Annotated in this window: 6 protein-coding genes; 2 read left to right on the top strand and 4 right to left on the bottom strand. The window is 59.8% G+C overall.

All coding sequences use genetic code 11. The features are described 5' to 3' along the window. Nucleotides 1-217: 217 nt before the first annotated feature. Nucleotides 218-1,273: a tyrosine-type recombinase/integrase gene (locus tag ACR0IY_RS20870; protein ID WP_480676775.1), complete on the top strand. Its 1,056-nt coding sequence runs from the start codon at nucleotides 218-220 to the stop codon at nucleotides 1,271-1,273. A 27-nt stretch (nucleotides 1,274-1,300) separates the two neighbouring features. Here ACR0IY_RS20870 and ACR0IY_RS20865 read toward each other — a convergent pair whose 3' ends face one another. Then, on the bottom strand, nucleotides 1,301-2,323 hold the full coding sequence (locus tag ACR0IY_RS20865) for a ParB/RepB/Spo0J family partition protein (protein WP_480676773.1): 1,023 nt from the start codon (nucleotides 2,321-2,323) through the stop codon (nucleotides 1,301-1,303). A 77-nt stretch (nucleotides 2,324-2,400) separates the two neighbouring features. Then, on the bottom strand, nucleotides 2,401-3,813 hold the full coding sequence (locus tag ACR0IY_RS20860; RefSeq protein ID WP_480676771.1) for an AAA family ATPase: 1,413 nt from the start codon (nucleotides 3,811-3,813) through the stop codon (nucleotides 2,401-2,403). 402 nt (nucleotides 3,814-4,215) lie between these two features. On the opposite strand from ACR0IY_RS20860, the gene ACR0IY_RS20855 reads away from it, so the two are divergent. Further along, nucleotides 4,216-5,223 (top strand): replication initiator protein A, encoded by a 1,008-nt coding sequence (locus ACR0IY_RS20855; protein ID WP_480676769.1) that lies wholly within the window; start codon nucleotides 4,216-4,218, stop codon nucleotides 5,221-5,223. A gap of 4 nt (nucleotides 5,224-5,227) precedes the next feature. Here the strand turns inward: ACR0IY_RS20855 and ACR0IY_RS20850 are convergent, their stop codons facing one another. Beyond that, entirely contained in the window at nucleotides 5,228-5,431 is a 204-nt protein-coding gene (locus ACR0IY_RS20850; protein ID WP_480676767.1) for a hypothetical protein, read from the bottom strand. 371 nt (nucleotides 5,432-5,802) lie between these two features. Continuing rightward, nucleotides 5,803-7,173 (bottom strand): nucleotide sugar dehydrogenase, encoded by a 1,371-nt coding sequence (locus tag ACR0IY_RS20845; protein ID WP_480676765.1) that lies wholly within the window; start codon nucleotides 7,171-7,173, stop codon nucleotides 5,803-5,805. Nucleotides 7,174-7,307 lie beyond the last annotated feature (134 nt).

The following is a 7,307-nucleotide window of genomic DNA, read 5'->3' as shown; positions in this document are numbered from 1 at the left end:
TGCCACACAGGCGCTAACGCCACAAAGATCAATGGTCAAAAGTTTGCGACAGATCCCCAAATAAATCCTATAGTCAAATGCCCTCTTCCCATAATGAGCAAAAGTAGGCTTTTTGGAACATTACACCTGCCTCATTCTCAAATCACCATAATACCCGATAAGTATCCCTTATCATGAATGATTGATTTCTCAGGGACGCGCGCGCAGAATGCGGGGTATGAAGCCCCCTGCCCCTTATCTTCCCGCACCCTCCCCGGCCCTCTCGGCAAAGGATCAGGAGGCGCTCACGGATCTCTATATTCGCGGCACACCCGCCAACACGCTGCGCGCCTATGAGCGCGATCTGCTCTACATCACCGCTTGGAAAACAGCGCGCTTTGGCGCGGCGCTGGACTGGCCCGAAAGTGAGGCCACGGCGCTGGCCTTCATCCTCGATCACGCGCGCGATCTCGGAGATGCCCCGCCCGAGGACCGTGCGCGTCAGGCTGCGGAGGCGCTGATCACGCAAGGGCTGCGCAGATCGCTGGCCTGCCCGGCCCCGTCGACGCTGGATCGGCGTATTGCCTCCTGGCTGGCCTTTCACCGGATGAAAAACCTTTCCGGCCCGTTTAGCGCTAGCCAAGTGAAACAGGCCCGGGCCAAGGCCCGCCGTGCCGCAGCCCGGCCCCCTGCCCCAAAGTCGCAGCACCCGATCACCCGGGATATTCTCGAACAGATGCTGGCCACCTGCCGGGGCACGCGTCGCGATTGCCGCGACCGGGCGATCCTGATGCTGGCCTGGGCCAGCGGTGGGCGGCGGCGCTCGGAAATCACCGGGCTCATGCACGAGGATGTGTCCTGCAAGGACTTTGAGGCGAAAGGTCTGATCTGGATTTCGCTGCTGGAGACCAAGACAACGGCAAAAGGCGAGACCCCGCGCCTGGTGCTGAAAGGTCGCGCCGCGCAGGCGCTGGTGCATTGGATCGAGGTGGGAGAGATTATCGACGGGCCGTTGTTCCGGCCCGTCTCGAAAGCGGATCGTGTGCTCAACCGCCGCCTGTCACCGGATGCAATCTATCAGATCGTCAAACACCGGTTGCAACTGGCCGGGATGCCGGAGGGGTTCGCCTCACCCCACGGGTTGCGCTCGGGGTTTCTGACCCAGGCCGCGCTGGACGGCGCTCCGATCCAGGCTGCCATGCGGCTGTCCCTGCATCGCTCCATGGCCCAGGCGCAGAAATATTACGATGACATCGATATTGCCGAAAACCCGGCAGCAGATTTGTTGGGGTGAACGAAACGCTGTTTCGCGCGCGAAACATCACGAGCTACGGGACTGCAGCCACCCGCGCAAATCCGCAAGAAACGCATCAGAGACCCCACGACCGGACAAGGTGACCTGCGCGCCATTGCTACTCTGCTTCAGTTGAATGTCACCGATCACTTCCTTGGGGGGCGTTTCAGACTCTGAGGCAGCCTCTTTTGCCCGATCGTCCCCCAATGTGGCCACGGCACGCGTCAAAGCTGAGAGCTCGGCATCCGATGACTCGGTCAGGGTTTCATTCAATGCTTGGGCAAGGGCTGGCACAGCCTTTGGCTCATCCTTCACCAGCTTTGCAATCGACAGCCCCAACCGCTCGGGGATGGCCGAGGCAAAGCGCAGATGATCATCCAGTGCATGATAGATCGCAACGAAGGACCCGATCTTCGACCGCTTGGCCCGGCTGGCCGAGGCGAACAACCCGCGCAGGGCCGCAGCCTCATCCGGGTAAACCCCCTGCTCTGCCGCGCGGGCCACAATCCGGGCGCGTTCGTAATAGCTGAGCCCGACGCGGATCTCATTTTCCTCAACCATGGCCACATAAGCGTCTGACGCGCTCTGTGGCTGCCTGAGGAACGCACGCACGGTTGCAAAGCGATCCTCGCCCGTTTCTTGCACCAGCGCCCGCAACGCAGTCATACGGCGCCAGCCAGAGATCAGGCCATATCGCCCACCCTCCAGTTCCACGACCTCGATCGGAGTTTGCTGCCCGCGCGCCTTCAGGCTTTCCTTCAGCGCCTCCATTTCTGCGTCATCGGCGGCCATGCGGTCGCGCACCAGATAGGTTTCCTCAATGGCCTCCAGCGGAAGATCCTGCACCAAGCGGCCCTCGGCACGAGCGGCGCGCAGCTCTCCGGACAGTTCCTCCAACGCGGCCTGTGCGGCGGTCGCACCGGCCACCTGCGCAACCGGCGGGGCAGAGCGGGGTGTCTCTGAAGGGAATATTGATTTCACCCCGGAAGCCGACGCGGTCTCTGCCAGATAATCCGGCCGGGCAGGGGTCAGTCGTTTGCGTTTTGCCATCGGTTTCTCCTTTTCCTGCGCGGATCAGACTCTGTTTTGGGACGCAACAGATGTGTTTCGCGCGCGAAACATCACGCTCAGAGTGTCAGTTCCGGCGTTCCCGCCTCTTCGTTTTGTTGGGCCAGTTCTTCGCCCCGCCAGACGCCGATCAACAGCTTCTTGAACGAGGCATAGGTGGCATCAAATGTTTCCCGCCCGCGCACATAGGTCTCGCGGTTGAAATCGCGGTAGTCGGCCTCGTAGATACCGTTGACCTGCTCTCCAGCCTGTCCGATCAGCGCTGTGTAGCCCTGCCAGTGCGGCGACAGGGTGCGACCCAGATAGGCCTGCATCAGCCCGGCCAGCTCTGCCTGCTGGCTGCCGTCATAGCGGGTGATGACCGTGCGCACCGCATCCCACTGAAACGCCATCTCGGGCCGTCCTAGCGCACGGGCGGCCATGTTCTCGCCGTCCTCGATAGACTGGAAGGTGGAATGGAGCATGTCGAAGAACCGGCCGGTGGAGTCGAACTCCAAGAAAGACGCCCCCATGGGCACCAGCAGGATATCCGAGGCCGCCAGCCCATTGATGGTCAGATAGCCAAGGGCAGGGGGAGTGTCGATGAAGATGATGTCATACTCATCCAACACCCCATCTTCTTCCAAAGTCTCCGTCAGCGCATCCCACAGTTTCCAGCTGCGGCCCTGCATGCGCCAGACCGGTATCTGGAACTCGGCCCAGTAGAGGTTCAACTGCGCCCCGATCAGGTCGATATTCGGCCAGTGGGTTGTCTGGATCAGATCGCCGCTGCGCACTTTCAGCGCGTCGGACAGCGTATCATCAATCGGATGCGGCGCTTCGCCCCGGTCAAGCCGCCCCTGATTGTCCCGGCGCAGATGGGTGGCATAGTGACGGGCAAGCAAGGGAAACACTGTCTGCCATTCATCAGTCACCTTGCCGCCGAAGATCGAGGTCATCGAACCCTGGCTGTCCAGATCAATCACCAGCACCTTGTAGCCATCCAACGCCGCCGACATGGCCAGATGAGCACAGGTCGAAGTCTTGCCAACGCCACCCTTGAAATTCGCCACCGAGACGATCTTGGCGGGCAGCCCCTTGGGTCGGTAGGGGCGATACTCTTTGGCCTTGGATCCTTCAGAAGCAAAATGCAGACGCAGGCGCAGCACCTCATCCAGCGTGAACCACTTGGCACCGCCTTCGGTTTCCGAGCGGCCCTGAGGCAAATCCGGGTTGCCCTTCAGGACCCGGCGGAAATGGGCGGGGGCAACAGGGATCAGATACTTGGTGATCTCCCAGGTCGAAAACAGCCGCAGCTTTTTCTGCCCATCCTCTTCCAGCCCCCGGTTTGCCAGGTCGGCCCGACCCCGGGCACAGGCATCTGCGATGTCCGAAAAATCATGGGTCCCGGTAGGATCACCAAGCTCTTCATAAGCCAGATCGGGATCGATATTGAAATACGGAGGAAGCCCCTCGGATGTGCCTGCACGCATTGAAAACCTGCCTATGTGCTATGTTTTCCTCAATATACCACAAAAGACGGCATGTGAAAGCATTATGAGCATAAGACTGTATTTTCTAAGCAAAAATAAGGGGTAAAGGCTGCTTAAAAGGCGGTTTTGTAGCGCGATGCAAAAAATTGTTCTGTTAGAATCCTGTTATCTTATTAGTTACAGCATCCAAAGGATTCTCATAACTATAAGAAAAAAAAGAGGTTTTAGCGCTTCGTTTTACCTTAAGTGAATCTGATCCCACGAAAAGGTGACTCTGAACCCACGTTGGACTGACTCTGAACCCACGATCCGGCGGCTTTACGCCTCCTGTGGATAACTCTACGGTGGGCGTCAATAAAACCACGAACGAAGATTCGGGCAGGAACATATGGGCAGGCTGAAATGAGCGGGGCAGGGGCGCTGTTGCCCGACCGCCATCCAACAGGTGATTTTTTCGTATGCGATATCTTCGATGCGCTGCCCAAGACAGACATGGGCTCGATGGAGCATCCGATGTTTTCGCTGTCGACCCGGCCGGATCGGCGGATTCTGAATTACGAACATAATGGGGTCGAGATCACGGTGACGCCGTCGGTGCGCGGTCTGGCGACGATCCATGACAAGGACATCCTGATCTTTTGCATCAGCCAGCTGATGGCGGCGATCAATGCGGGCCGGGCGGTCAGCCAGGTGCTGCATCTCACGGCGCATGATCTGATGGTGGCCACCAACCGCGAGACCAGCGGTGACGGCTACAAGCGCCTGCGCGAGGCGTTCGAGCGGCTGGCCGGCACCCGGATTACCACCAATATCGTTACGGGCGAGAAGGAAACCACCACCGGTTTCGGCCTGATCGAAAGCTGGGAGATCGTCCGTCGCACCCGGGCGGGCCGGATGGTCAGCGTCAGCGTGAAACTGTCCGACTGGCTGTTCCGGGCGGTGCTGGCGAAATCGGTGCTGACCCTCAGCCGGGATTACTTCCGTCTGCGCAAACCGCTTGAGCGGCGGATTTATGAACTGGCGCGCAAACATTGCGGTCGCCAGCCCGAGTGGCGGATCTCGATCGAGGTGCTGTTGAAGAAATCGGGATCGGCTTCACCCCGACGCGTGTTCCGCAAAATGATCCGCGACATGATCGCGGCCGATCACTTGCCCGACTATGAGATGACCGAAGAGCCGGGCGACCTGATCCGGTTTTCCCGCCGGGGTCAGGTGGTAGAAGGGCCGGATAAGCCGGTTCTGCCCCCAGAGGCCCTGGAAGAGGCCCGGGCGATGGCACCGGGCCGGGATGTCTATGCGCTTGAGGCGGACTGGCTGGCCTACTGGGCGGCGTCAGGACGTCCACAGATCAGAAATCCGCAGCGGGCGTTTCTTGGGTATGTGGCGAAAAGGGTCTCCGGACGGGATTAGAGGCTCAGCTGGAATAGGCGTGATTGTGTTTGCGGATACGCCCCCGTAACGCTTTGACGGCGACGATCACCAGAGCTGCAGCCAGAATGAACAGCCAGCCAAACAGCATATACGCCCCGAGTGCAGTCAGGATGGAAGCACCGGAGTACAAAGCGATCCCGCCCGCACACAGGCCGACAAGGATGGCTATTCCGATAATTCCCAGCATATTGTCCGGTCCTCCGGTCTTGGCCTTGGTCTGAGCGCAACCCAAAGTGGGCGATGGTCTATGCCATGGGCAGGCGCCCAAACTGATTCCGCGACGAAATCATGGCAAAACTTTGAACCACCTTGGGTTAAAATTTGGTTATTTTTACCTGACGGGGCTTTGCCCCACTACTCGTTCGACACTGCTTTTATTAGGCAGGCCTGAGAATGCCTTACCTTGTTCCTTAGTAACTTAGGTCTGTCAGTAATGTATGGCAATGGAGTCTCTCCAAAACGTGCGAAGCTTCGCCGATTGGCGCAATTCCACTGGCCGGAGCATCGCTCTGACAGGTTGCCTGACCGTCTGTGATCATGGGTCTTAACCCGGCAGGGTCACATTTTGACCAGCCGTCCGTCCGTCACTTTGATCCCCTGCTTTTCGAATACGTTTCGGGTATCGATGACCAGTGCGGCTTCGCGCGCGACCAGATCGTAATCGGGGGCGCTGTGGTCGGTTATGACAGCCACCGCCGCATAGCGTTTCAGGGTCTCTGCCGTCAGCGGTATGGATTCCCGACCGGCCAGCTGCGGGTATTCGCCGCCCTCGGGCAGGCGGGGAAAATAGGGGTCGTGATAGTCTACCTCGGCACCCAGCTTCTCCAGCTCTTCCAGCAGCACCAGCGCCGGGCTGCGGCGGGTGTCCTCGACATCGCGTTTATAGGCGATGCCCATCAGCAGGATGCGCTGACCGGCCAAGGGTTGCCCGGTTTCGGCCAGGGCCGAGCCGTTGCGCGCCGCCAGTTCCGCAGCCATACGCGCCGCCAGCATCGACGGCACCGCATCGTTGCTGGAGCGTGCCAGATTGATGATCGGCGTGTCTGATCCCGCATCCGCCGCGCGCCAGGCCAGATAGGCGGGCGAGACCGGAATGCAGGCCCCACCAATGCCGGGACCGGGGTAGAAGGGCATAAAGCCAAAGGGTTTGGTGGCCGCCGCCTCGATCACTTCCCAGACATCGACATCCATTGCCCCAAGCGCGGTTTTCAACTCGTTGACCAGGGCGATGTTGACGGTGCGAAAGCTGTTTTCCACCAGTTTCACCGCCTCGGCCGTGGCGGCCGAGCTGACCGGCACCGCGCTGGTGACGATGGCGCGATAGAAATCCTCGACCAGTTGCCGCGACAGCGGATCGTCTGCGCCCACCACTTTGGGAATGCTGTGCGTGTCGAACTTGTCATTACCGGGATCTTCGCGTTCCGGCGAGAAGGCCAGGAAGAAATCAGAACCGGCGCGCAGGCCGCCAGCCTCCAGGATCGGCTGCACCAGAGTCGTCGTGGCCCCGGGCCAGACGCTGCTTTCCAGCACCACCATTTGACCGGGGCGCAGATGCTGAGCGATGGTTTGGGCCGCAGCGGCGACAAAGCGCATGTCCGGGTCCTGCGCCTCGGTCAGCGGGGTCGGCACACAGATCAGGATGATATCGGCCTCGGCCAGTGCGCTGGCGTCCTGCGTCGCGCGGAACTTGCCGCTGTCCACCGCCTGCGCGATCCGATCCTGCGCCAGGTATGAGATGACCTGATCACCCTGATTGATCCGCACTACCCGGTCGGAATTGAGGTCAACGCCGGTGGTATCGAACCCCTCATCATAGGCGGTCAGCGCCAGAGGCAGGCCGACATAGCCCAGCCCCACCACAGCAACCCGCGCATCGCGCGCCGCGATAAGCTGTTTGAGAGACTGATGGTGCGAGGTTTCGTAGTTCATAATCCATCCTGATCTTACAAAGTCAGACTTAAATCAATTCACGGTATGGCTGTCGGAAATTCTAACCCATTCCACGGATAGGGGGGAATAGGTGCGAATCCAACATATTTGTCGGCAGGGTTCCAGACTGCAGT

The sequence above is a fragment of the Ruegeria sp. BC1 genome (genome assembly GCF_056539305.1).
Note: the sequence above shows the minus strand (reverse complement) of the source record. Positions and strands in the feature narration are given on the sequence as shown.